Below are 23047 nucleotides of genomic sequence, written 5' to 3'. Positions count from 1 at the left end.
GTCAGTCCCGCTCCTCCTCGACCGCGCCCGCGTGCCCCTCGACGTCGAGGGGGAGGGAGACGGTGCCGGGGAAGAGGAGGGGGACGCCGATCCTCACGTCGGCGGTGACGAAGCCTCCCGAGGTCGTGCAGTTCACGGTCGCTCCCCCCGCCCACGCTCCCGACAGCTTGTCCAGCCCGGCCGCCCGGCAGGCGCCCTGGCGCGCGCCCGGTGCCGCCGCCGTGGCCGCCCGTACGGCCTCGTCCGCAGCATTCCCCGCGAGCGTGAACGCGTACCCCACCAGGACGAGCTGCCACAGCACCACCAGCGTCACGAGGATCGTGGGGGTCATGCCGAGGAACTCGATGGTCACCTGGCCCCGGTCGTCCGGCCGCCGTGCCGCCGTCGTCGTCATCGCCTCATCCCCCCGAGTCCCTGCGCCGCCGGAAGCTCACCGACCCGCGGTCGCCGCGCGGCCGGCCCGCCTTCCGCTCGCCCTGTGCCGCCTTGACCAGGCCGAGCTCGCCGGCCAGGCCCCACAGGGCCTGCTTCACGGCGCTCCTGTTCTCCAGTTCGTGGACCCGGCCGGCGTCCACGACGGCCTGGAGTTCCTTGAAGTGGGCGGGGATCACGGTGGCCGCGACGACGGTGCCGGTGATCCTCCGGATGAGCGGGGGCTGGATCTCCGTGGACCGGGTGTGGCGGTTGACGACCACGGTGGTCTCCTCGGCCTTGCGGATCTGCAGCCGGTCCCACATCCGCACCGCCCGCTTGGCGCCCCGCACGGCGACGACGTCGGGGGTGGTGACCAGCAGGGCGGTGTCGGCCATCTCCACGGCCGCCGCGCCGGCGCCGCCGAGCTGGGCACCGCAGTCGATGACGACGACCTCGTAGCGGGAGCGCAGGGCGCTGACGATCTGGCGGGCGGCGCGGTCGGTGACGTCCTCGCCGCGCTCGCCCTCGCCGGGGGCGAGCAGCAGGGCGAGGCCGGTGTCGTGGCGGAAGACGGCGTCGGCGAGGACCCGCGGGGAGATGTCGGTGATGGCGGCGAGGTCGACGACGGAGCGGCGGAACTGGACGTCCAGGTAGGCGGCGACGTCGCCGGTCTGGAGGTCCATGTCGACGAGGGCGGTGGTGCGGCCGGAGGCCTGGGCGGCGAGGGCGAGCTGGACGGCGGTCAGGGTCGCGCCGACGCCGCCCTTGGCGCCGCTGACGGTGACGACGGTGCCCCCGGAGCCGGTGAACACGTCGCCGCCGGAGCCGAGGTGGCGTCGTACGCCGACGGACCACTGGGCGACGGCCTGGACGCGGGAGGCGAGTTCCTCGTAGCCGAGCGGGAGGGCGACCAGGCCGCGGGCGCCGTAGTCCATGGCGGCCTGGAAGAGGCCGGGGCTCGCGTCGGAGGTGACGAGGATGACGCCGACGGCGGGGAAGCGCAGGGCGACCTCGCGGATCAGCTCCAGGGCGGGGACGGGGCCGATCCGCTCGTGCACGACCACCACCTCGGGCAGTTCGTCGACGGACTCGGCGGCCAGCCGGGCGAGGGTGTCGACGAGCTGGGTGGAGTCGGCCACCGGGGCGACCGGTTCGGCGTCCGGGAGCTGGCTGAGCAGTGTGGTGAGGGACCGGACCGCGTCCGCGTCGCCGACTGCCGGGAGGATCCTCGTGGGCATGCGGGCCTCTCACTTGTCCTTCGCGAGTTCGTACGTCCGCTGCGATTCCGGGACGGTGCCGTCGGTTCCGGGGGCGACCAGGGCGAGGCGGACCCGCTGGGCGAACGACTCGGCGTAGGTGATGCGCTGGGCGTCGACGGCGGACAGCGCGAAGGTGATCGGGACGGCGTCGGTGGGCTCCCGGCCGCGGTCGTCCTCGTCGGGCCGGAGGGCGGTGAGCTTTCCGACGTCGAGGACCTTGGCGTTGGTCACGATGATCCGGGACTGGTCGGGGTCGCCCTCGCGCTCGCCCTCGAAGGTGGCGTAGACGTTGACCGAGGAGCCCGGTGTGATCTTGCCGGCGACACCGGTCGCCGCGTCGATCATGATGGCGACCTCCTGCTGTCCCGGCCGCAGGGCGGGCCGGTCCACGATCATGTCGCTCTGCAGCAGGGAGCCCTCCCGCAGATCGGTCACGGCGATCTTTCCCCGGATCTCGTCCAGGTCGGTGACGGCGTTCTTCGACAGCCACCGCTCGGGCATCTCGATCTTCTCGAACTGGCCCGTGCTGAGGGGGGTGTAGGGCGCCACGTTCGTCCTCAGCCGGTACGCGGCGACCTCGGGGCCGACCTTGGACTCCACGTCGCTGATGACGGAGAGCACGCCGGCGAACGCGCCCAGGGCGCACAGGACCGACAGGAGCAGGAGTATCACGCCGCGGCGCTGACGGGAGTTCATGAACCGGGCAACCTCATCGGGGATATCGGTCGAGCGGACTCGGGCGGGGGCGGGCTGGGTCGTGGGGCGGGGCGGACGGGGTCAGACGCCGCGGGTGAGGGCCGGGGTGTCCTCGGGAGCGGGTGGTACGGCCGAACAGAACACGCACCGGTCGCCGATGACGTCGATGCCGCACCAGTGGCAGACGCCGCGCCGTACGGAGGTGACCAGCTGGTACAGGACGGACAGGTCGGGCAGGTAGGTGCAGAACTCGACGAGTCTGCCGGTCCCCCACCAGCCCGGGGACTCGGCGGGCAGCGGTGTCTCGCGCAGGCCCTGGACCTTCCAGGAGGGGGCCAGGGCGGTGGTGACCCAGTCGGACTGGAGCTGGCCCCTGGCGACGAGCATCCAGGTGCCGAACTCGGGGCCGGGGAGGGTGGCGTCGGGGCCGAGGCGGACCAGGTGCGGCTGCGGGTGGGCGAGCACGGCGAACTGGCTGCCGGGCATCCAGGACCTGGCGTGCTGCTTCAGGTCGACGGGGACGCGGTCGAGGCGGGCGACGGAGCCGAGCAGGGCTCCGGAGTGGATGTAGTGGATCAGTAATCGGCCGGCGGAGGCGAGGACGCCGGGGCTGAGGTCGCAGGAGGCGAGCTGCCGCAACTGGCGGGCCAGGACGGCCAGCCCGAGGGGCGGCAGGTCGGGACGGAAGAGGGCGATCCGGTCGCTCTCCAGCAGGGAGCGCAGGGTGTGCAGGCGCCGCTGGACGGCGGTGGGGGCGGCCCGGGAGCAGACCACGATGACGTGCCCGTGGTGCTCGACGAGCCTCTGCAGCTCGGTCAGGACCTGTTCGAGCGGGCGGGTGTCGACGTCCCGCAGCACGGCGGCGGGCAGGGTTCGTTCGTCCTGGGCCGGCAGCGCCATGTCGGCGCCGGTCACGGCGATGGCGGTTGGCACGCGCTGTTCCCCGTTCTCCCCAGGCCCCTCGGCCCGTCGGGCGTCACTCCGACACACCCTGGCGACTTCACTGCGTGACTACGTCAGCACTGTATCCACGGGTCTGTGGCCGGAGAACAGCCTTTGTGCAGCCGAACGGCAACTACCGGGGCACAAGATGCGCCAAAACGGGACACGTCCAGCATCTCGCCGGTCCCGATCGAGCCCCGGAGGTGTGGATCCCGTGCACCGCCTTGACGCCGGACGACGGCCCGGGGCCGGCCCGCCGGTCGATTTCGGTCTGGACCTATTGACAACGAGATTGGTCTGGACCAACTTGTGCTGCACACGGTGGCCACCGTCGCCCGCACTTCCTCCCCACCCCTCTCCCCCACCGGAGGCCCCAGTGGACCGCGCACCAGGAACGGCCGTTCGCCGCAGACGACTCCGGGCCGGAGTCCTCGTCTGCGCCCTCGCCCTCGCCCTTCCCCTCGCCGGCGCCGGCCCGGCGTCCGCGGCGGACGTCAACAACGTCAGGAACGCCGGTTTCGAGGCGGGCCTGGGCGACTGGACCTGTTCGGCGAACAGCGGCACGACCGTCTCCTCCCCGGTGCACGGCGGCACGGCCGCGCTCAGGGCCACGCCCGCCGGGCAGGACAACGCCCGCTGCACCCAGACCGTCGCGGTGAGGCCGAACTCCACGTACCGGCTGACCGGCTGGGTGCGGGGCGGGTACGCCTACCTGGGCGTGAACGGCACCGGTACCACGGACGTGTCCACCTGGACCCCGGACTCCGGCAGCTGGAAGCAGCTGTCGACGAGCTTCACCACCGGCTCCTCCACCACCTCGGTGACGGTCTACACCCACGGCTGGTACGGCCAGGCCGCCTACTACGCGGACGACCTGTCGGTGTTCGGGCCCGACGGGGGCGGCGGCGGTGAGGAGGAGCCCGAGGTGCCGGGCACGCCGGGTGGTCTCGGCGTCTCCGGCACGACGTCCTCGTCGGTGTCGCTGGCCTGGAACGCGGTGTCGGGGGCGACCGGGTACACCGTCTACCGCGACGGCACGAAGGTGACGGCCGTGTCGGGCACGTCGGCGACGGTGACCGGCCTCGCGGCCGACACCTCGTACTCCTTCCAGGTCGCCGCGGTCAACGCGGCGGGCGAGTCGCCGAAGTCGGCGGCGGTGACCGCCCGCACGAAGCAGAAGGACGGCGGCGGAAGCGGTGACCTGCCCGAGCACGCCGTGACCGGCTACTGGCAGAACTTCGACAACGGCGCGGCGGTGCAGCGCCTCTCGGACGTGCAGAACGCCTACGACATCATCGCGGTCGCCTTCGCGGACGCGACCGGCACACCGGGCGCCGTCACCTTCAACCTGGACTCGGCGGGCCTGAACGGTTACACCGTGGCCCAGTTCAAGGCGGACGTCCGGACCAAGCAGGCGGCCGGGAAGAAGGTCATCATCTCGGTCGGCGGCGAGAAGGGCACCGTCTCGGTGAACGACTCCGCCTCCGCGGCGAACTTCGCGAACTCGGTGTACGCGCTGATGCAGGAGTACGGCTTCGACGGCGTCGACATCGACCTGGAGAACGGCCTCAACCCGACCTACATGACGCAGGCCCTGCGCGCCCTGTCGGCGAAGGCGGGCCCGGACATGATCCTGACGATGGCGCCGCAGACCATCGACATGCAGTCGACGTCCGGCTCGTACTTCCGCACCGCGCTGAACGTGAAGGACATCCTCACGGTCGTCAACATGCAGTACTACAACAGCGGTTCCATGCTGGGCTGTGACGGCAAGGTCTACAGCCAGGGCACGGTGGACTTCCTCACCGCGCTCGCCTGCATCCAGCTGGAGGGCGGTCTCGACCCGTCCCAGGTGGGTCTGGGCCTGCCCGCCTCGACGCGGGGCGCGGGCAGCGGCTACGTCTCCCCGTCGGTGGTGAACAACGCCCTGGACTGCCTCACCAGGGGCACCGGCTGCGGCTCCTTCAAGCCGTCGCGGACGTACCCGTCCCTGCGGGGGGCGATGACCTGGTCCACCAACTGGGACGCCACGGCGGGCAACGCCTGGTCCAACGCGGTGGGTCCGCACGTCCACGCGCTTCCGTGACCGGTCCCGCGCGGACGGACGCCAGCCCCGCCCCCGCCCACGTGATCGTGGGCGGGGGCGGGGGCGTGCGGCGTCAGAAGAACTCCGACCAGGGCTGGTCCCAGGCCTGCTTGACGCACAGCACCAGGAACAGCAGGCCGGCGACGGCGAGCATGGCGTTGCTGAGCGGGCCGTTGCGCCATTCCCGGGGAGTGCGGCTCGAGTTGAGGAGCCACATCAGGGTGAGGGCGAGGAAGGGCATGAAGGCGGCGCCCAGGACGCCGTAGACGATGATCAGGCGGAAGGGCTCGTCCTGGAAGAGCAGGATCATGGGCGGGAAGGTGAGCCAGAGCAGATAGGCGCGGAAGGCCCAGGAGCGTTCGCGGCGCCCGGAGGCCAGCTCGTCGCCCCGCGCCTCGCGCTCGCCGCGTTGCCGGGCCAGGAAGTCGGCGAACATCAGGCTCACGCCGTGCCAGACACCGATCAGGGAGGTGAAGGAGGTGGCGAAGAAGCCGATCAGGAAGAGCGTGCCGGTGGCCGTGCCGTACTCCCGCTCCAGGACGTCACCGAGCTGGATCAGTCCCTTGTCGCCGCTCGCGATCGCGATGTTCGCCGAGTGCAGCAGCTCGGCGCCGACGAACAGCATCGCGATGACGAAGACGCCGGTGGTGGCGTAGGCGACCCGGTTGTCCAGCCGCATGACCCTCATCCAGCCGGTGTCCGTCCAGCCCTTGGCGTTGACCCAGTAGCCGTACGCCGCCAGCGTGATGGTGCCGCCCACGCCGCCGATCAGCCCGAGGGTGTTGAGCACCGAGTCCTCCTCGTCCGGGAGGACCGGGAGGAGACCGGCGAAGGCGTCGCCGAGGTTCGGGGTCACGCGGACCGCCAGGTAGACGGTGACGACGAACATGACGCCCACCAGGACCGTCATGACCTTCTCGAAGACGCTGTACTTGTTGAACCAGACGAAGGTCAGGCCGACCAGGCCGCAGGCGATGCCCCACCACTCGAGGCCCATCACGTCCGGGAAGAGGGCCTGCAGCGGCAGGGCGCTGGACGACATCGCCGCCGCGCCGTAGACGAAGCCCCAGACCACGGCGTAGACCGCGAAGAACCAGGTGGTCCAGCGGCCGAGGCTCGCCCAGCCGTCGAAGAGGGTGCGCCCGGTGGACAGGTGCCACCGGCCGCAGGCCTCCGCGAGGGAGATCTTCACCAGGCAGCCGACGATCGCGGCCCACAGCAGGGTGTAGCCGAAGTTGCCGCCCGCGATGAGGGTGGCGACGAGGTCGCCGGCGCCGACACCGGTCGCGGCGACGACGATGCCGGGACCGATGTGGCGCCAACCCGACCTGCGGGGAGCCGGACCGGCCCCGGAACCGCGTGGTGCGCCGACGTCTTGGGTGTTGCCCGTGGTGTCCGCCATGGGGGTCAAGAAAGCCGATGACCGCCGGTCGGACAAGAGGGCGTGCGGGGACCTCCACGCGATGCGCCCGGTCGGGCGACGGGCCGGAACCCCTACCTTGACCGGGTCATGCCATTCCATGACGATGTCGGCACCGCACCACGTACGTCGCCATGAACAACCCCACCTCCCACAAGGAGACTTCATGCGACTCCGCATCCGCGGCAGACGGCGCTCCGCCGCGCTCGCCCCCCTCCTCGCCCTCGCCCTCGCGGCACCGCTGTCACTGACGGCGGCCCCGGCCGGCGCGGACGGCGCCGACCGCCCCGCGCCCTCGGCCGGGGACGTGCGCCAGTACGAGATCCACCAGCACACGACTCCCGTGACCCGTACGGCGATCCAGCGCTCCGGCGTCACCGTGGACGAGGCCGACGAGGAGACCGTGGTGGTCTCCGGACGGGCGGACCAGATCCGGACACTGCGGCGGCAGGGGTACGAGGTCACCCCCCTGGGATCCGCTCCCGACCGTTCCTCCGCCGCCGACGGGCTGCGGCTGTTCGACTTCCCCTCGGCCGACTCCCGCTACCACAACTACGCCGAGATGAACGCGGAGATCGACCAGCGGCTGGCGGCGTACCCGAACATCATGAGCAAGCGGGTGATCGGCAGGTCCTACCAGGGCCGGGACATCGTCGCCGTCAAGGTCAGCGACAACGTGGCGGCCGACGAGAGCGAGCCCGAGGTCCTCTTCACCCACCACCAGCACGCCCGCGAGCACCTCACCGTGGAGATGGCCCTGTACCTGCTGCGCGAGCTCGGCGCGGGATACGGCAGCGACTCCCGGATCACCAGCATGGTCAACGGCCGGGAGATCTGGATCGTCCCCGACCTCAACCCGGACGGCGGCGAGTACGACATCGCCTCCGGCTCCTACCGCTCCTGGCGCAAGAACCGCCAGCCGAACTCCGGTTCTTCGTACGTCGGCACCGACCTGAACCGCAACTGGGACTACCGCTGGGGCTGCTGCGGCGGCTCGTCGAGCTCCAAGTCCTCCGAGACGTACCGGGGTTCCGCCCCGGAGTCCGCGACCGAGGTGAAGGTCGTGGCGGACTTCGTGCGCAGCCGGGTCGTCGGCGGGGTGCAGCAGATCAAGGCCGGCGTCGACTTCCACACCTACAGCGAGCTGGTGCTGTGGCCGTTCGGCTACACCTACTCCGACACCACGACCGGCATGACGGCCGACGACCAGGCCGCGTTCAAGGCGGTCGGCCAGAAGATGGCGGCCAGCAACGGCTACACGCCCCAGCAGTCCAGCGACCTGTACATCACGGACGGGTCGATCGACGACTACCTGTGGGGCGCGCACAGGATCTTCGGCTACACCTTCGAGATGTACCCGCGGTCCGGCTCCGGGGGCGGCTTCTACCCGCCCGACGAGGTCATCGAGCGGGAGACGTCCCGCAACCGGGACGCCGTCCTGCAGCTCCTGGAGAACGCGGACTGCATGTACCGCTCCATCGGCAAGGCGGCGCAGTACTGCGGTTAGCGCGTCCCCTCACTTCCCGGCGTCGTCCCCGGTGTCCTCCGTCGCGGCCCCGGTCCGCTCCGCGTCCTCCCCGGACGCCTCCGCGGAGCCGTCGGCGCCCTCCTCGAAGTACTCGTCCAGGACCGCGTCCAGCGCGGTGTCCCACTCGGCGAACCGGCTCCTGGACGGGGCTTCGACCTCCAGGGGGTACCAACGGCGGTCGGGGGTGTGGACGGTGACCGTCCAGCGCTTGCCGAAGCGGGCGGTCTCCGTCTCCACCGCGCCGATCTCGTCCCACCGGAACTCGCACTCCTGGTCGTCCAGGCGCAGGCGTACGCCGCTGTGGTCGGCGACGATCCGGGCGCGGCGGTCGGACGCCTCGAAGACCGGGCCGTCGGGAACCTCGTCGGCCTCGGGGGCGGGCTCCGCCCCGGCCTCGGCTTCCGGCTCCGGGGCGGCGTCCTCCTCCGGGACCGCGTCCTCCGGCTCCGGCTTCGCGTCCTCCTCCCGGCCGGACGCGGGCGAGGTGAGCCCGGGGACGAATGCCGGGTCGAATCCGGCGCCTTCCAGGGGCTGGCTGCTCGAACCTATGCGCTGCTCCACACCGCAGGAGTATGGTCGATAAACCTGTGCCGGACACAGTCAGCCCCCAACTTCGTTATCGGACGCCTACACGGGCGCCACGGCTCACACGACGAGGCTGAGCGCGGCGGCGACCGCGAAACCGGCCACGGACAGCACGCTCTCCAGCACCGTCCACGACTTGAGCGTGTCCCGCTCGCTGATGCCGAAGTACTTGGCGACCATCCAGAAGCCTCCGTCGTTGACGTGCGAGGCGAAGATCGAGCCCGCCGAGACGGCCATGATGACCAGCGCGACGAACGCCTGCGAGTGGTCGCCCTCCGCGAGCAGCGGGGCCACGATGCCCGCCGTCGTCACGATCGCCACGGTCGCCGAGCCCTGTGCGACCCGCAGCACCACGGAGATCAGGTAGGACAGGACGATCACCGGGAGGCCGACGCCGTTGAAGGTGTCGGACAGCGCCTGGGCGACGCCGCTGGCCTTGAGGACGGCGCCGAAGACACCGCCCGCGCCGACCACCAGCAGGATGTTGCCGACCGGCTTGAGGGAGGACGTGGAGACGGTCTCCAGGGACGTGCGGGACCAGCCGCGCCGGATGCCCAGCAGGTAGTACGCCAGGAACAGGGCGAGGGTGAGGGCCACGAAGGGGTGGCCGAAGAACTCGACGACCGAGCGGAGGGTGGAGGGGTCCAGCGCGATCGAGGAGAAGGTCGCCGCGAGGATCAGCAGGAGCGGCGTACCGATGATGCCGAGGACCGTGCCGAGCGGCACCGGCGCCTCCCTCGGCTCGATCCCGCCGGCGCGCTGCTCGGCGACGACGGCGTCCCTGGCCTCCTGGGCGGCCTCGACCATGTCCTGCGGCACGGGGACGAAGATCCGCCTGCCGATCCAGGCGGAGTAGGCCCAGGCGGCGGCGACGGCCGGCAGACCGCAGACGACGCCCATCAGGATGACCCAGCCCAGGTCCACGTGGAGCAGTCCGGCGGCGGCCACCGGGCCCGGGTGCGGGGGCAGGAAGGCGTGGGTGACGGACAGGCCGGCGAGGAGGGGGAGGCAGTAGAGGAGGATCGACCTGCCGGAGCGTTTGGCGGCGGCGTACACGATCGGCGCGAGGACGAAGATGCCGACGTCGAAGAAGACCGGGATGCCGAAGATCAGACCGGTGAGGCCCATCGCGAGGGGCGCCCGCTTCTCGCCGAACAGGCCGAGCAGCCGGCCCGCCAGCACCTCCGCGCCGCCGCTGACCTCCAGGATCGCGCCGAGCATGGTGCCCAGGCCGATGATGATCGCGACATGGCCGAGGATGCCGCCCATCCCGGACTCGAGGGTGGACACCGCGTCCGAGCGCTGGACCGTGCCGAAGAGTTCGGTGACCGACAGGCCCGCCATCAGGCCGACGGCTATGGAGACGGCGAGCAGCGCGACGAAGGGCTGGAGCCGGACCTTGATGATCAGGAAGAGGAGGAGCGCGATGCCGAGGGCGGCGACGGTCAGCAGGCCCGCCGTGCCGTCGAGGAGGAGGAGCAGTCCTCCGGTGTGCGGGGGCGCCTCCGCGGCTGCGGGGGCGGCGAGCGGGAGGGACGGACGGAACATGCGGGGGTCCTCTGGGTAAGGGCATGGGGCTTTCGGGCAGGGGGGACCGCGGCACGGCGTCCCGGGGGTGCGGGACGCCGTGCCGTGACGACGTACGGCGTGCGGGTGGGGGGGAGGCGCGGGTCAGCCGAGGACGGCGAGCGCGTCGATCTCGATGAGGAGGCCGGCGGGGAGACCGACGTAGACGGTCGTGCGGGCGGCGGGCGGCTGGGTGAGGCCCTGCTCCTCGAAGTAGGCGTTGTAGATCTCGTTCATCTCCGCGAAGTGGTCCACGTCGGTGAGGTAGACGCGGATCATCATCACGTCGTCCCAGCCCGCGCCGCCCTCCTCGAGGATCGCCTTGACGTTGGCGAGGGTCTGGAGGGTCTGCTCGCGCAGGGTCGGACCGGCGGGCGTGGGGGCCCTGCCCTCCTCGGCGGGCAGGAACCCGACCTGGCCGGCGACCTGGAGGATGTTGCCCTTGCGGACGCCGTGGGAGAACTTCGCGGGCGGGGTGGTGTGGGTGGCGGGGGTCAGCGCGACTTTCTCGGTCATGCGGGTGTTTCCTTCACTGGGGTTCTGCCGGGGTCCGGCCGGAGTACTCGCCGCTGATCGCGTCCGCCGTGCGGCGCACCAGCGGGAGCAGGGTGAGGAGTTCGTCGGCGGTGACGACGACGTTCGGCGCGGAGACCGACATCGCGGCGACCACCCGGCCGTCGGCGCCGCGGATCGGCGCGGCGACGCAGTTGATGGACTCCTCGTGGCCGCCGAGGTCGGTGGCCCAGCCCTGTTCGCGCACCGTGGCCAGTTCCTGGAGGAACGCGGCGGCGTGGGGTGTCGAACGGGGCGTGTACATGGGGTAGTCGAGCTTCTCCGCGAGGGCGCGGCGCTCGTGTTCGGGCAGGTCGGCGAGGAGGAGTTTGGCCACGGCCGCGACGGTGACGGCGACGGGCTTGCCGATCCGTGAGTACATGCGCACCGGGTAGCGGCTCTCCACCTTGTCGATGTAGAGGACCTCGTTCTCCTCGTGCACGGCGAGGTGGACGGTGTGTCCGCACTGCTCGTTGAGGCGTACCAGGTGGGCGTGGGCGATCTCGCGGACGTCGAGGTTCTCCATCGCCTCCTGGGCGAGGGCGAAGAGGCGGGCGCCGAGGCGGTAGCGCTGGTCGGACTGGCGGTAGACCAGGCCGTGCTCGTGGAGGGTGCGCAGGAGGCGCAGCGCGGTGGACTTGTGCACGCCCAGGCGGTCGGCGACCCGGCCGAGGTCGGCGGGGCCCTCCGCGAGCAGCGGGAGGATGCTCAGGGCGCGGTCTACGGTCTGGCTCATGGGGTGCGTGCCTCCTCGTCGGCCTCTTCGTCGGCTCGGGTCCAGCCGGGGCCGAGTCGCAGTCTCCCCCACGCGGTGTCGTCGAGGGCGGCGAGGCGGTCGGCGTGGGCGCGGGCCGGGGGCGCGGCGAGGTCGCCGGGGGCGGTGAGGACGGCTGCCGCCGTCAGGTGGCCGTGCCGGAGGCGGTCGCGCACGGGCAGGCCCCGGAGGGTCGCCGAGAGGAAGCCGGCGGCGAAGGCGTCGCCGGCGCCGACGGCGGCGACGACGTCGACGTTCAGGGCGCGCACGAAGGTCGCGGTGCCGTCCGCGTCCCCGCACGGGAGGCCGCGGGTGTCCTTGTCGAAGGCGACCGCTCCGCCCCTGCCCTGCTTGACGACCACGATCTCCGGTTCGGGCAGCGCCTGCCGGACGGCACGGGCACCGTGCAGCCCCCACGCCTCGCGCGCCTCGTCGTCCCCGACGAAGACGACGTCCGCCCCGCGCGCCAGCTCCAGCAGGACCTCCGGGCCGTGGGGGCCGCGCCACAGGGACGGGCGGTGGTTGACGTCGAAGGAGACCAGGGGGCGGCCGGGGCGGGGGGCGGTCAGTTCCCGCAGCAGGTCCAGGCAGCCGGAGGAGAGCGCGGCCGTGATGCCGGACAGGTGCAGGACGCGTCCGGCGCGTACGGCGTCCAGGTCCACGTCGGCCGGGGTCATCGCGGAGGCCGCCGAGCCCGCCCGGTAGTAGGCGACCTCGTGGGCGTCCGTGGCGCGGTCGCCGGCCGTGCGGAAGTAGACGCCGGTCGGGCGGGCCGGGTCGCGGCGGACGTGTGCCACGTCCACCCCGTGTCCGCCGATCGTCTCGACGAGGTGGTCGCCGAAGCCGTCGGCGCCGACGGCGCTGACCCACCGGGTGGTGTGCCCGGCGGCCGCGAGCACGCACGCCACGTTGGACTCCGCACCGCCGATGCCCCGGTCGAAGGAGGGGACGTCGGCGAGGCGGCCCGGCCGGGAGGGCAGGAACGTCACCATGGACTCGCCGAGCGCGACGACGTCCACGACGTCGGGGGCGTTGCGGGGGCCGGTGGCGGTCACGATGACGGGGCTCCTCGTCGGCTGCGGGGCGGGGCGGTGTCCGTTGACCCCGCGTGGCCGAGATGTTAGACAGCGGTAAGCGATATACGCAACGCGTGTTGCAATATGTGCAACGCGGCTGACCAGGGAGGCTTTGATGGCCCTCGACGCTCTCACCCACCTCGCCGAGGAACGGGTCGACCACCGCTTCAAGGGCCTCCCGCCGGACGCCGCGGGGCTGACCGTCGGCGAGCTGGCCGCCCAGCGCCGCAACCTCTTCACCGACGGCTTCACCACCCCCGTGCTCGCGCTCTCCGCGGAGCGCCTGGAGCACAACCTGAAGCTGATGGAGACGTACGCCGCCCGGCACGGGCTCGCCTTCGCCCCGCACGGCAAGACGTCCATGGCCCCGCAGCTCTTCCACCGCCAGATCGCGCACGGGGCGTGGGGCATCACGCTGGCCGTGCCGCACCAGGTGCGGGTGGCACGGGCCTTCGGTGTGCAGCGGGTCTTCCTCGCCAACGAGCTGGTCGACGCGGCGGCCCTGCGCTGGATCGCGGCCGAGCTGGACGCCGACCCCGGCTTCCGGTTCGTCTGCTACGTCGACTCCGTGCGCGGGGTCGAGCTGATGGACGCGGCGCTGGGCGGGGCCTCGCGCCCCGTGGACGTCGTCGTCGAGCTCGCCGCCGGCGAGGGGGCCCGCACCGGTGTGCGCACGGAGGCCGGGTGCGCCGCGGTCGCCGACGCCGTCGCGGGGGCGCGCGGGCTGCGGCTGGTCGGGGTCGCCGGGTACGAGGGCGAGGTGCCGCGGGCGGACCCGGAGCGGGTGCGGGCCTGGCTGCGGAGGCTGGTGTCGCTCGCCGTGGACTTCGACGGGGCGGGGCGGTTCGAGGGGCTGGACGAGATCGTGGTGAGCGCGGGCGGCAGCGCCTGGTTCGACGCGGTGGCGGACGTCTTCGCCGGGATCCCCGGGCTCTCCTCCCCCGTCCTGAAGCTGCTGCGCTCCGGGGCGTACGTCTCGCACGACGACGGCCACTACCGCAGGCTGACCCCCTTCAACCGGGTCCCGGAGGAGGGCGCGCTGGAACCGGCGTTCCGGCTGTGGACGCAGGTGGTGTCCCGCCCCTCCGCCGAGCAGGCGTTCACCAACGCGGGCAAGCGGGACGCCGCCCACGACCTCGACCTGCCGTTCGCCCGGGTGGTGCGCCGGGACGGGGCCGAGCGTCCGGCCACCGGGATCTCGGTGACCGGGCTGTCCGACCAGCACGCGTGGCTGCGCACCACCGGGGAGGCCGATCTGGAGGTGGGAGACTGGGTGGGGCTCGGGCTGTCCCACCCGTGCACGTCCTTCGACAAGTGGGCGCTCATCCCCGTGGCGGAGGCGGACGGCACGGTGGTCGACTACGTCCGCACGTTCTTCTAGGAGGCCGGCGCATGGAAGAGCTCGTCATCAGGGACGCGGACGTCGTCGACGGATCCGGCGACCACTCCTACCGCGCGGACGTGGTGGTGGACGGCGGCCGGATCGTCTCCATCGTGAAGGAGGCGGCGTACGCGGGCTGTCAGCGTCCGAAGGCCCGCCGCGAACTGGACGCCGAGGGGCTGGTGCTGGCGCCCGGTTTCATCGACATGCACGCCCACAGCGACCTGGCGCTGCTGCGCGACCCCGACCACAGCGCCAAGGCCGCCCAGGGCGTCACCCTCGAAGTCCTCGGCCAGGACGGGCTGTCGTACGCGCCGGTCGACGACCGGACGCTCGGCGAGGTGCGCCGGGCGATCGCCGGGTGGAACGGCGCCGGGGACGACGTCGACTTCGACTGGCGGTCGGTGGGCGAGTACCTGGACCGGCTGGACCGGGGCATCGCGGTCAACGCCGCGTACCTGGTCCCGCAGGGCACGGTCCGCGCGCTCGTCGTCGGCTGGGAGGACCGCGGGGCGACGCCCGGCGAGCTGGACCGGATGCGGCGGTTGGTCGCCGAGGGCATGGAGCAGGGCGCGGTCGGCATGTCGTCGGGGCTGACGTACACGCCCGGCATGTACGCCGAGGACGCCGAACTCACCGAGCTGTGCCGGGTGGTGGCGTCGTACGGCGGCTACTACTGCCCGCACCACCGCTCCTACGGCGCCGGCGCGCTGGAGGCGTACGAGGAGATGGTGGCGCTGGCCCGGGAGGCGGGCTGCCCGCTGCACCTCGCCCACGCCACCATGAACTTCGGCGTGAACAAGGGCCGCGCGCCCGAGCTGCTGTCCCTCCTCGACGACGCGCTCGACGCCGGGGCCGACATCACGCTCGACACCTATCCCTACACCCCGGGCTGCACCACCCTCGTGGCGCTGCTGCCCGGCTGGGCGAGCGAGGGCGGGCCCGAGGAGACCCTGCGGCGGCTCGCGGACGAGGGGACCGCCGAGCGGATCCGGCACCATCTGGAGGTCACCGGCTCGGACGGCTGCCACGGGGTGCCCGTGGAGTGGGGGACCATCGAGATCTCGGGCGTCGGGGATCCCGCGCTGGGCGAGTACGTGGGCCGCACGGTCCTGGAGTCGGCGCGGGCGCGCGGCGCGTCGCCCTGGACGGTCGCGCGGGAGCTGCTGCTGAAGGACAGGCTCGCCCCGACGATCCTCCAGCACGTGGGCCACGAGGAGAACGTCCGGACGATCATGCGGCACCGGGCGCACACCGGCGGCTCGGACGGCATCCTGCGGGGCGCCAAGCCGCACCCGCGCGCGTACGGGACGTTCCCGCACTACCTCGGGCACTACGTGCGGGAGCTGGGGGTGCTGTCGCTGGAGGAGTGCGTCGCGCACCTGACCGCGCGTCCGGCGGCGCGGCTGCGGCTGCCGGACCGGGGGCTGGTCCGCGAGGGGTACAGGGCGGACCTGGTGCTCTTCGATCCGAGGACGGTGGCCGCGGGGTCGACCTTCGCCGAGCCGCGGACGCTGCCGACCGGCATCCCGCACGTGCTGGTCGACGGGCGGTTCGTGATCGAGGACGGGCGGCGCACGGACGTGCTCGCGGGGCGGGCGGTCCGCAGGACTCCCCGCTGACCGCCCGCCCCTCCCCCGTCCGTCCCTACGGCTTGGGGACGGCGCAGCCGCTCGCGCTCAGGTCGAGCTTGTTGTCCACGCCGAAGCAGGCGGGGAACAGATGGGTCTGCTGGGCGTAGTTGACGCCCCGGCGGACCGTGACCGCGCCGTTCTCGTCGACCTCGCACGGGTTGTTGACCGTGCAGCGCTCACCGTCCTCGTTGCCGGTGTTGTTGACGGCGACCACCTGGCCGGTGGCGCCGTCGACGACCGGTGAGCCGGAGGTGCCGCCGATGGTGTCGCAGGCGGAGGTGTAGCGGACCGAGTCCTTCCAGGTCCAGTTCCCCTCCTTCAGGCGGTGGACGAACCCGTCGACGGAGCAGGTGTAGATCCGCTTCCAGTACCCGGACACCACGCTGATGGACGCGCCGGCCGCCGGGCGGGTGGCGCTCAGGGTCAGCGGGTCGATGCCGTACGCGCTCCTGATCCGCGCGTACGTCGTGCCCAGCCGGTAGATCGCGGCGTCCGTGTCGGTCATGGTCGCGTACACCAGCCGGTCGGCGCGCAGGGTGGCGACCTTGGAGCCGGAGGAGTTCAGCAGTCCGAAGGTGCGGCTGGACGCCCGGTCGACGAGGACCTGGCCGGGCGCGGGGAAGCCGCTCTCCAGGCAGTGGCCGTTGGTGAGTACGAGCGCCGGGTCGTCGGCCGCCGAGCCGGGCATGCGGACGACGGAGCCGGAGCAGTTGCTGAGCGAGACGGCGCCGGCGAAGTTCGCCGCGCCCTCCCGGGGGGCGGTGAGCCCGGACAGGGCGTCCGCCGCGGTCCCGGCCACGCCGTTGACGACATCCGTCAGCGTGGTCGGGGCCGCGTCCGTGGCCGTGTCCGCGCCCGTGGGGGAAGGCGCGGAAGCGACCGCGGGAGCCGCGCCCGCCCCGGCGAGGGCCAGGGCGCAGAGCGCGACGACGAGAGGTTTTCTCATGGGGGTCCCCTCTTGCGGCGTCGGGCGGCCGGAGGACCTCCGGCCGCCCACAGTTTTGTCATGCGCATTGTCAGCACGTGGACGGCGAGGGGGCAAGGCTCCGTTCCCGACCGGCGACCGGGCGCGGCGCGGCGGCTCCCGGGGTCGCCCGGACCCGGGGAGAAAGCGGGGGGCACGGCGGGAGGGCCGGTGGGAGGGTGATGGAGACACGTCCACCGCGGACACAACCACCCGAAACGACGCGTCCCACGTGGCGGAAAGCACGGCCCGGAGGGCCATACCGGGCCGTATGCTCCCAGCATGCAGGTGATCCAGTCGACCAAGCTCGCCAACGTCTGTTACGAGATCCGGGGCCCGGTGCTCGAGGAGGCGATGCGGCTGGAAGCGGCCGGACACCGCATCCTCAAGCTGAACACCGGCAACCCGGCGGCGTTCGGCTTCGAGTGCCCGCCCGAGATCCTGGAGGACATCCTCCGCAACGTGTCGACGGCGCACGGCTACGGCGACGCGAAGGGCCTGCTGGCCGCGCGCCGGGCGGTCGTCATGCACAACCAGACGCTCGGCATCGAGACCGACGTCGAGCACGTCTACATCGGCAACGGCGTCTCCGAGCTGATCGTGATGGCGATGCAGGCCCTGCTGGACGACGGCGACGAGGTGCTCGTCCCCGCGCCCGACTACCCCCTGTGGACGGCGGCCGTCTCGCTCTCCGGCGGCACGGCGGTGCACTACCGCTGCGACGAGCAGTCGGACTGGATGCCGGACCTCGCCGACGTGGAGCGCAAGGTCACCGACCGCACCAAGGCGATCGTCGTCATCAACCCGAACAACCCGACCGGCGCCGTCTACGACGAGGCGGTGGTCAAGGGGCTCACCGACATCGCCCGCCGCCACAACCTGCTGGTCTGCTCGGACGAGATCTACGACAAGATCCTCTACGACGACGCGAAGCACGTCCCGACCGCCTCGGTCGCCCCCGACCTGCTCACCCTCACCTTCAACGGCATGTCGAAGGCGTACCGGGTGGCCGGCTACCGGGTGGGCTGGATGTCGATCTCGGGCCCGCGCGCGCACGCCGACTCCTACATCGAGGGCCTGACGATCCTGGCGAACATGCGGCTGTGCGCGAACATGCCGGGCCAGCACGGTGTGGTCGCGGCGCTCAGCGGACGCCAGACGATCAACGACCTGGTGCTGCCGGGCGGGCGGCTGCGCGAGCAGCGGGACACGGCGTACGAGCTGCTGACCCAGATCCCCGGCGTGAGCTGCGTGAAGCCGAAGGGGGCGCTGTACCTGTTCCCCCGCCTCGACCCCGACGTCTTCAAGATCAAGGACGACCGGCGGATGGTCCTGGACCTGCTGCGCCGCGAGAAGATCATGGTCGTCCAGGGCACCGGCTTCAACTGGCCGGAGCCGGACCACTTCCGGGTGGTGACCCTGCCGTCGGTCACCGACCTGCGGGACGCGGTGGGGCGGATCGCCCGCTTCCTGGACGGCTACGGCCAGCCCTGAGGCCCCCTCGCGGGCGGCCCTGAGGCCCCCTCGCGGGCGGCCCTCTTATGAGCGACTCAACTTTAGACTGGATCTAAGCTAGGATGGTTTCCTGTTGCACCACAGGAGGCCATCCATGTACGAACCGATCCGTGCCAAGTCGGTCCACAGCACGATGGCCGGCACCCCCCACGACTTCCCCCACCGCTCCCGCGAGGAAGAGCTGGACATCCAGCTCGCGGGGCACCTCGCCGCACTGCTCGCCGTCACCGACGAGCTGCGCGTGGCGGCGCCCTCGGCCGATCTGGACACCGCGGCCGAGCGGCTCGCCGGAGAGGTCGCCCGCCTGCGGGGAGGACGTACGCCGGCCCGCGCGTCGGCGACCACGAGGGGCCGCGAGCCGAACGCGGCGGCCCTGCACCGGCGGGCGCACGCGCTCGCCGGCCGCGCCCTGGTCGTCGCCGCCTCCCGCGCCGACACGGCGGTGGCGATCCTCGCCGCCGAGCGGATGGACGCGCACACCGCGGCCCTGGAGCCGCGCCCCCTCGCGTCCTCCCACTGAGCCCCCGCGGGGGCTCCCCCGAACGGCCCCGGTCCGCGTGCACCCGCAGCGACGCGCGGACCGGGCGCCATCAGCCGTCGCCCCCGGTGGGGCCCGGCGCCCACCCGGCGCGGCGCCCCGGCCGCCGGCGTGCCGTACCACCGAGCGGAGGACAGGGTCCCATGGCGAACGAGATGGTCACGGTCTGCCTGCCGCCGGACGCCCACCGGGACCTGCGGGCCGCGATCGAGACCGCCATGGCCCCCTTCGACATGAACGGTGACCACGAGCCCTACCAAGGCGAATGGGACCAGTGGTGGCTCGGCCGGCCGGGCGAGGAGTTCGACGTGCTCCCCGGCCGTGGGGCCGACCCCCGTCTCGTCCGGGCGCCGCGGGACGCCTCCGGGAGACCCCGTCACTGGACACGGGAGCAGTGCGACGGAGGCCCGCGCGGCCTGCTCGACTTCCAGGGCATGCGCACCCGGGCGGCGCGGTCGGCCGCACACCCCGCCCCCCGTCGCGCCGGGCCGACCCCGTACCGGCACAGGCGGCCCGAGTGGGCGGTCCCCACGGACCACCTGCTCACCCTGGACGGAGCATGGGTCCGTGTCACGGTGGACCCCCGGTCCGGGACGGGCCTCCCGGACCTCGCCAACGCCTACCTGGACGACCTGGCACCCGAAACCATGGTCGTCCGTCTGCGCATCCACTGCTGACGGCCGGTCGCGCCCGGCGGTCCCGGTCCTCGCGCCGGCGACCGGCCCGCCGTCGTCGCCGCACGGCTCGATGCCCGGGCCGATCCCCCCGGCGTCGACCGCGGCCGTCGGAGCGGCCCCTTCGTGGCAGCCCCGCTCCTGCTGGAGGAGCGGCCCCCGGACCCTGGCGCCGCCTGCCCGAACCGGCGCCGGGCACGGACCCGGTGCCGCTGAAGGGCTGAGCGCTCCGGCCGGCGTGGTCCGCCGTCCGGAGCGCTCAGCACCCCATCGGCACGTTCGTGAGCCCGCGGGGCGGGCCGTGCCGAAGAGGGCGGGTGCGGGCCGGTCGCCGCCGTACCCGTCGGGGCGGACGGGGGGCGGTGACGGACCCGGTGCCCCGCACGCCGTTGTGCGGGGGCCCGCCGGTGTGTTCCGCGGCCGGTCGTGTCGTGACGATCGCTGGTCAGGGCATCCTCATACCGACCGGCCGCGGGGTCTGTGCGGGCGTCAGCCCAGGCGCTCCACCAGCGCGTGGTACTGGTCCCACAGTTCCTTGGGCGTGTGGTCGCCGAAGGTGCCCAGGTGGTCGGGGACCAGGGCGGCCTCCTCGCGCCACACGTCCTTGTCGACGGTGAGCAGGAAGTCCAGGTCGGCCTCGGAGAGGTCCAGCCCCTCGGTGTCCAGGGCGGTCTTGGCCGGGAGGACGCCGATGGGGGTCTCGACGCCCTCCGCGCGGCCGTCCAGGCGCTCCACGATCCACTTCAGGACGCGGGAGTTCTCGCCGAAGCCCGGCCAGACGAACGCGCCCTCGTCGTTCTTGCGGAACCAGTTGACGTAGTAGATCCTCGGCAGCTTGGACTGGTCCTTGTCCTTGGCCACGTCGATCCAGTGCGCCATGTAGTCGCCCATGTTGTAGCCGCAGAACGGCAGCATGGCGAACGGGTCGCGGCGCAGCTCGCCGACCCTGCCCTCGGCGGCGGCGGTCTTCTCACTGGCCACGTTGGCGCCGAGGAAGACGCCGTGGTTCCAGTCGAAGGACTCCGTCACCAGCGGTACGGCGCTGGCGCGGCGCCCGCCGAAGAGGATCGCGGAGATCGGCACGCCCTTGGGGTCCTCCCACTCCGGCGCGATGATCGGGCACTGCGCGGCGGGGGTGGTGAAGCGGGCGTTGGGGTGCGCGGCGGGCGTACCGGACTGGGGGGTCCAGTCGTTGCCCTTCCAGTCGGTGAGGTGGGCCGGGGGCTCCTCGGTCATGCCCTCCCACCAGACGTCGCCGTCGTCGGTGAGGGCGACGTTGGTGAAGACGGAGTTGCCCCACAGGGTCTTCATGGCGTTGGCGTTGGTGTGCTCACCGGTGCCGGGGGCGACGCCGAAGAAGCCGGCCTCGGGGTTGATGGCGTACAGGCGGCCGTCCTCGCCGAAGCGCATCCAGGCGATGTCGTCGCCGATCGTCTCGACCGTCCAGCCGGGGATCGTGGGCTCCAGCATGGCGAGGTTGGTCTTGCCGCAGGCGGACGGGAAGGCGGCGGCGACGTACTTGGACTCGCCCTGCGGCGGGGTCAGCTTGAGGATGAGCATGTGCTCGGCCAGCCAGCCCTCGTCGCGGGCCATCACGGAGGCGATGCGCAGCGCGTAGCACTTCTTGCCGAGCAGGGCGTTGCCGCCGTAGCCGGAGCCGTAGGACCAGATCTCGCGGTCCTCGGGGAAGTGCGAGATGTACTTGGTGCTGTTGCAGGGCCAGGGGACGTCCTCCTGGCCGGGCTCCAGCGGGGCGCCGACCGAGTGCACGGCCTTGACGAAGAAGCCGTCGGAGCCGAGCTCGTCCAGGACCGGCCGGCCCATCCGGGTCATGGTGCGCATGGAGACGGCGACGTACGCCGAGTCGGTGATCTCGACGCCGAGGGCGGACAGCGGCGAGCCGAGGGGGCCCATGCAGAAGGGCACGACGTACATGGTGCGGCCCCGCATCGAGCCGCGGAAGACGCCCTGCTCGCCCCGGAAGATCTCCCGCATCTCGGCGGGGGCCTTCCAGTGGTTGGTCGGGCCCGCGTCCTCCTCCTTCTCGGAGCAGATGAAGGTCCGGTCCTCGACGCGGGCGACGTCGGTGGGGTCGGAGGCCGCGTAGTAGGAGTTCGGGCGCTTGATCGGATCGAGTTTCCGGAAGGTGCCCTTGGCGACGAGCTCCTCGCACAGGCGCTCGTACTCGGCCTCTGAGCCGTCGCACCAGACCACGTTGTCCGGCTGCGTCAGGTCTGCGATCTCGTCGACCCAGGAGATCAGTCCCTGGTGGGTGGTGGGGACGCCGGGTTCCGCGATGTCGCGCGCCACGTTTGCTCCTAGATGAGGGATTTTTTGTTTGGAGGCCCCGTGGGGGCTGCGACCCGGATGCTTCACGGTGGTGCGCTGCGCGCTCATCCGGTGTCGACCGCACTCATTTGATCATCCGACGAGAGCGCCCATCTGTCCAGAGGGCCGCACAGGTGAGCAACGTGACGATGACCACGGTTTTTCGTGGCTCTTTACGCGTACGTTGGGTACATCTGACGATTTCTTTGCGTGACGCTCCGGCGGAGCGGCGTGAGATGATGGCCGCCCGACGGAGCCAACCGGTCACCGCGGGGCATAACTTACGGCTCCGTAGGTACCATGCGAGACATGACTGCGTTCGCCCCCGACGCGCCCACGGACCCGCCGGCCGACGGCCGCGGTCCGGTGGCGACTTCCCTCCCGCATCCGGTCAAGCCCAAGCTCCGCGGCTGGCTGCACCTGGGCATGTTCCCCGCCGCCCTGGTCGCCGGACTGGCGCTGACCGCCTTCGCCGACTCCACCCGGGGCCGTCTGGCCTGCGGGGTCTACGCCCTGACCGCCTGCCTGCTGTTCGGCGTGAGCGCGCTGTACCACCGCGGCGACTGGAGCCCCCGCATGGACGGGGTGCTGCGCCGCCTCGACCACGCCAACATCTTCCTGATCATCGCGGGCACCTACACCCCGCTGACCATCCTGCTGCTGCCGGACTCCAAGGGGCGGTGGCTGCTGTGGGGCATCTGGGCCGCCGCGGCCGCCGGGATCGTCTTCCGGGTGTTCTGGGTCGGCGCCCCCCGCTGGCTCTACACGCCCTGCTACATCGCGATGGGCTGGGCGGCCGTCTTCTTCCTGCCGGACTTCATGCGCACGGGCGGCGTCACCGTGCTCGTCCTGGTGGTCGTCGGCGGGCTGCTCTACAGCGTGGGCGGAGTGATCTACGGCCTCAAGAAGCCCAACCCGTCACCGCGCTGGTTCGGCTTCCACGAGGTCTTCCACTCCCTCACCCTGGCCGCCTTCATCGCCCACTACATCGGCATCTCGCTGGTGGCGTACCAGCACGGGTAGCGACTCCCCCGGGCCCCTCCGGACGGGGCCGGCCCCGCGGGGCGGGGGCGGCCCCCCGGCGCCCCCCCCCGGTGTTTTGGGGGTGGGGTTTGAGGGTTGCTGGAGAATCCGG

General features: G+C 72.2%; 20 protein-coding genes. 8 read left to right on the top strand and 12 right to left on the bottom strand.

The window, feature by feature from the left end; genetic code table 11:
- Window position 1 precedes the first annotated feature (1 nt).
- The 4 genes from ABTY20_RS21675 to ABTY20_RS21660 all read right to left on the bottom strand — a co-directional run bounded on the left by ABTY20_RS21675 (window position 2) and on the right by ABTY20_RS21660 (window position 3284).
- Window positions 2-394 carry a pilus assembly protein gene (locus ABTY20_RS21675; RefSeq protein WP_351998650.1) on the bottom strand — a complete coding sequence of 131 codons (393 nt, stop codon included), beginning with the start codon at window positions 392-394 and terminating at the stop codon, window positions 2-4.
- 4 nt (window positions 395-398) lie between these two features.
- The gene (locus tag ABTY20_RS21670) at window positions 399-1652 is read right to left on the bottom strand and encodes a CpaE/TadZ family protein (RefSeq protein WP_351998649.1); all 1254 of its coding nucleotides are present in this window, start codon (window positions 1650-1652) and stop codon (window positions 399-401) included.
- Window positions 1653-1661: 9 nt separating this feature from the next.
- Entirely contained in the window at window positions 1662-2369 is a 708-nt protein-coding gene (gene cpaB, locus ABTY20_RS21665; RefSeq protein WP_351998648.1) for a Flp pilus assembly protein CpaB, read from the bottom strand.
- Window positions 2370-2450: 81 nt separating this feature from the next.
- On the bottom strand, window positions 2451-3284 hold the full coding sequence (locus tag ABTY20_RS21660) for a hypothetical protein (RefSeq protein ID WP_351998674.1): 834 nt from the start codon (window positions 3282-3284) through the stop codon (window positions 2451-2453).
- 403 nt (window positions 3285-3687) lie between these two features.
- Here ABTY20_RS21660 and ABTY20_RS21655 point away from each other — a divergent pair, with 403 nt between their 5' ends.
- A complete protein-coding gene (locus ABTY20_RS21655; protein WP_351998647.1) occupies window positions 3688-5397 on the top strand; it encodes a chitinase in 1710 nt (569 codons plus the stop codon).
- Window positions 5398-5470: 73 nt separating this feature from the next.
- Here ABTY20_RS21655 and ABTY20_RS21650 read toward each other — a convergent pair whose 3' ends face one another.
- Window positions 5471-6799 (bottom strand): Nramp family divalent metal transporter, encoded by a 1329-nt coding sequence (locus tag ABTY20_RS21650; RefSeq protein ID WP_351998646.1) that lies wholly within the window; start codon window positions 6797-6799, stop codon window positions 5471-5473.
- A 184-nt stretch (window positions 6800-6983) separates the two neighbouring features.
- On the opposite strand from ABTY20_RS21650, the gene ABTY20_RS21645 reads away from it, so the two are divergent.
- Window positions 6984-8324, top strand: coding sequence for a M14 family metallopeptidase (locus tag ABTY20_RS21645; RefSeq protein WP_351998645.1), 1341 nt, complete (start codon window positions 6984-6986; stop codon window positions 8322-8324).
- A gap of 9 nt (window positions 8325-8333) precedes the next feature.
- Here the strand turns inward: ABTY20_RS21645 and ABTY20_RS21640 are convergent, their stop codons facing one another.
- From ABTY20_RS21640 to ABTY20_RS21620, 5 genes are all read right to left on the bottom strand, one after another.
- Window positions 8334-8906, bottom strand: coding sequence for a hypothetical protein (locus ABTY20_RS21640; RefSeq protein ID WP_351998644.1), 573 nt, complete (start codon window positions 8904-8906; stop codon window positions 8334-8336).
- An 84-nt stretch (window positions 8907-8990) separates the two neighbouring features.
- On the bottom strand, window positions 8991-10478 hold the full coding sequence (locus tag ABTY20_RS21635; RefSeq protein WP_351998643.1) for a GntP family permease: 1488 nt from the start codon (window positions 10476-10478) through the stop codon (window positions 8991-8993).
- A gap of 123 nt (window positions 10479-10601) precedes the next feature.
- Window positions 10602-11012, bottom strand: a complete 411-nt coding sequence (locus tag ABTY20_RS21630; protein WP_351998642.1) for a RidA family protein — start codon at window positions 11010-11012, stop codon at window positions 10602-10604.
- A 13-nt stretch (window positions 11013-11025) separates the two neighbouring features.
- Window positions 11026-11784 carry an IclR family transcriptional regulator gene (locus ABTY20_RS21625; protein WP_351998641.1) on the bottom strand — a complete coding sequence of 253 codons (759 nt, stop codon included), beginning with the start codon at window positions 11782-11784 and terminating at the stop codon, window positions 11026-11028.
- A complete protein-coding gene (locus tag ABTY20_RS21620) occupies window positions 11781-12857 on the bottom strand; it encodes a sugar kinase (protein ID WP_351998640.1) in 1077 nt (358 codons plus the stop codon). Before ABTY20_RS21620 ends, ABTY20_RS21625 begins: the two co-directional genes overlap by 4 nt.
- Window positions 12858-12993: 136 nt before the next feature.
- Here ABTY20_RS21620 and ABTY20_RS21615 point away from each other — a divergent pair, with 136 nt between their 5' ends.
- Both ABTY20_RS21615 and ABTY20_RS21610 read left to right on the top strand, forming a co-directional pair.
- Window positions 12994-14259, top strand: coding sequence for an amino acid deaminase (locus ABTY20_RS21615; RefSeq protein ID WP_351998639.1), 1266 nt, complete (start codon window positions 12994-12996; stop codon window positions 14257-14259).
- Between the two features lie 11 nt (window positions 14260-14270).
- A complete protein-coding gene (locus ABTY20_RS21610; RefSeq protein ID WP_351998638.1) occupies window positions 14271-15881 on the top strand; it encodes an N-acyl-D-amino-acid deacylase family protein in 1611 nt (536 codons plus the stop codon).
- 25 nt (window positions 15882-15906) lie between these two features.
- Here ABTY20_RS21610 and ABTY20_RS21605 read toward each other — a convergent pair whose 3' ends face one another.
- Window positions 15907-16839: a S1 family peptidase gene (locus ABTY20_RS21605; RefSeq protein WP_351998637.1), complete on the bottom strand. Its 933-nt coding sequence runs from the start codon at window positions 16837-16839 to the stop codon at window positions 15907-15909.
- Between the two features lie 300 nt (window positions 16840-17139).
- Here ABTY20_RS21605 and ABTY20_RS21600 point away from each other — a divergent pair, with 300 nt between their 5' ends.
- The 3 genes from ABTY20_RS21600 (at window position 17140) to ABTY20_RS21590 (ending at window position 19587) form a co-directional block, all read left to right on the top strand.
- A complete protein-coding gene (locus ABTY20_RS21600) occupies window positions 17140-18351 on the top strand; it encodes a pyridoxal phosphate-dependent aminotransferase (protein WP_351998636.1) in 1212 nt (403 codons plus the stop codon).
- Between the two features lie 115 nt (window positions 18352-18466).
- Complete coding sequence (locus tag ABTY20_RS21595; RefSeq protein WP_351998635.1) at window positions 18467-18892, top strand: SCO4983 family protein; 426 nt, start codon at window positions 18467-18469, stop codon at window positions 18890-18892.
- A gap of 161 nt (window positions 18893-19053) precedes the next feature.
- The gene (locus ABTY20_RS21590) at window positions 19054-19587 is read left to right on the top strand and encodes a hypothetical protein (RefSeq protein ID WP_351998634.1); all 534 of its coding nucleotides are present in this window, start codon (window positions 19054-19056) and stop codon (window positions 19585-19587) included.
- A 486-nt stretch (window positions 19588-20073) separates the two neighbouring features.
- On the opposite strand, the gene ABTY20_RS21585 is transcribed toward ABTY20_RS21590, so the two are convergent.
- Window positions 20074-21894: a phosphoenolpyruvate carboxykinase (GTP) gene (locus ABTY20_RS21585; protein WP_351998633.1), complete on the bottom strand. Its 1821-nt coding sequence runs from the start codon at window positions 21892-21894 to the stop codon at window positions 20074-20076.
- Window positions 21895-22221: 327 nt separating this feature from the next.
- Between ABTY20_RS21585 and trhA the strand changes: the two genes are divergently transcribed.
- The gene (gene trhA, locus ABTY20_RS21580; RefSeq protein WP_351998632.1) at window positions 22222-22935 is read left to right on the top strand and encodes a PAQR family membrane homeostasis protein TrhA; all 714 of its coding nucleotides are present in this window, start codon (window positions 22222-22224) and stop codon (window positions 22933-22935) included.
- Window positions 22936-23047: the final 112 nt, after the last annotated feature.

The organism is Streptomyces sp. NPDC126497, assembly GCF_040302425.1.
GTDB lineage: Bacteria > Actinomycetota > Actinomycetes > Streptomycetales > Streptomycetaceae > Streptomyces.
This window is presented reverse-complemented; position numbering and strand designations above follow the sequence as displayed.

Coding starts and splice junctions, on each gene's coding strand:
- ABTY20_RS21675 (WP_351998650.1), bottom strand. CDS start 394: ATGACGACGACGGCGGCACGGCGGCCGGACGACCGGGGCCAGGTGACC.
- ABTY20_RS21670 (WP_351998649.1), bottom strand. CDS start 1,652: ATGCCCACGAGGATCCTCCCGGCAGTCGGCGACGCGGACGCGGTCCGG.
- cpaB (WP_351998648.1), bottom strand. CDS start 2,369: ATGAACTCCCGTCAGCGCCGCGGCGTGATACTCCTGCTCCTGTCGGTC.
- ABTY20_RS21650 (WP_351998646.1), bottom strand. CDS start 6,799: ATGGCGGACACCACGGGCAACACCCAAGACGTCGGCGCACCACGCGGT.
- ABTY20_RS21645 (WP_351998645.1), top strand. CDS start 6,984: ATGCGACTCCGCATCCGCGGCAGACGGCGCTCCGCCGCGCTCGCCCCC.
- ABTY20_RS21635 (WP_351998643.1), bottom strand. CDS start 10,478: ATGTTCCGTCCGTCCCTCCCGCTCGCCGCCCCCGCAGCCGCGGAGGCG.
- ABTY20_RS21630 (WP_351998642.1), bottom strand. CDS start 11,012: ATGACCGAGAAAGTCGCGCTGACCCCCGCCACCCACACCACCCCGCCC.
- ABTY20_RS21625 (WP_351998641.1), bottom strand. CDS start 11,784: ATGAGCCAGACCGTAGACCGCGCCCTGAGCATCCTCCCGCTGCTCGCG.
- ABTY20_RS21615 (WP_351998639.1), top strand. CDS start 12,994: ATGGCCCTCGACGCTCTCACCCACCTCGCCGAGGAACGGGTCGACCAC.
- ABTY20_RS21610 (WP_351998638.1), top strand. CDS start 14,271: ATGGAAGAGCTCGTCATCAGGGACGCGGACGTCGTCGACGGATCCGGC.
- ABTY20_RS21605 (WP_351998637.1), bottom strand. CDS start 16,839: ATGAGAAAACCTCTCGTCGTCGCGCTCTGCGCCCTGGCCCTCGCCGGG.
- ABTY20_RS21600 (WP_351998636.1), top strand. CDS start 17,140: ATGCAGGTGATCCAGTCGACCAAGCTCGCCAACGTCTGTTACGAGATC.
- ABTY20_RS21595 (WP_351998635.1), top strand. CDS start 18,467: ATGTACGAACCGATCCGTGCCAAGTCGGTCCACAGCACGATGGCCGGC.
- ABTY20_RS21590 (WP_351998634.1), top strand. CDS start 19,054: ATGGCGAACGAGATGGTCACGGTCTGCCTGCCGCCGGACGCCCACCGG.
- trhA (WP_351998632.1), top strand. CDS start 22,222: ATGACTGCGTTCGCCCCCGACGCGCCCACGGACCCGCCGGCCGACGGC.